The organism is Vibrio maerlii (genome assembly GCF_003415655.1).
GTDB classification, from domain to species: domain Bacteria; phylum Pseudomonadota; class Gammaproteobacteria; order Enterobacterales; family Vibrionaceae; genus Vibrio; species Vibrio maerlii.
This window is the reverse complement of record NZ_QRHC01000043.1, coordinates 1-762: the sequence shown is the minus strand read 5'-3', so window position 1 is coordinate 762 and position 762 is coordinate 1. Positions and strand designations below refer to the sequence as shown.

1 tRNA gene and 1 rRNA gene are annotated in these 762 nt (G+C 43.8%); both read right to left on the bottom strand.

Annotation, left to right across the window (positions count from 1 at the left end):
- Positions 1-390: 390 nt before the first annotated feature.
- A tRNA-Ala gene (locus tag DPF91_RS21910) sits at positions 391-466 on the bottom strand.
- Between the two features lie 76 nt (positions 467-542).
- Positions 543-762 (bottom strand): 16S ribosomal RNA (locus tag DPF91_RS21905); the annotation flags it as partial.

The window sequence follows — 762 nt, the reverse complement described above, 5'->3', positions numbered from 1 at the left end:
AATACGTCCTTCATCGCCTCTGACTGCCAAGGCATCCACCGTGTACGCTTAGTCACTTAACCATACAACCCCAAGAGGTCTTCATGTATGGCAAACAACCAAGGTTTTGTCTCTCATTATTGAATGAGCGAGAGACATTCGATTTTGCCGGACTCAAATATTAAACATCACAGTAAACTGTGGTGTTTCCAAGAACACTTGAATGTGTGTTGGTACCTACATCTCTAAGAGATATAGGATTTGAGAACTTTTAATTGAATAACAACGCATATCTAAAGATATGGGGATTGTTGTTATTCGTCAGCTTTCCAAATTGTTAAAGAGCTAGTTTCTTCTTAAATGAAGTAACCATTTTTAAATATTCTTTATGAGAACAAAAACACTTAAAGATGGTGGAGCTAATCGGGATCGAACCGATGACCTCTTCGCTGCCAGCGAAGCGCTCTCCCAGCTGAGCTATAGCCCCAACTGAAAGTTTCCTTGCTCTAACATTTTTAAACCATACCAATCTGTGTGAACACTCATCGCAATAATCTTTCGTATAAGGAGGTGATCCAGCCCCAGGTTCCCCTAGGGCTACCTTGTTACGACTTCACCCCAGTCATGAACCACAAAGTGGTGAGCGTCCTCCCGAAGGTTAAACTACCCACTTCTTTTGCAGCCCACTCCCATGGTGTGACGGGCGGTGTGTACAAGGCCCGGGAACGTATTCACCGTGGCATTCTGATCCACGATTACTAGCGATTCCGACTTCATGGAGTC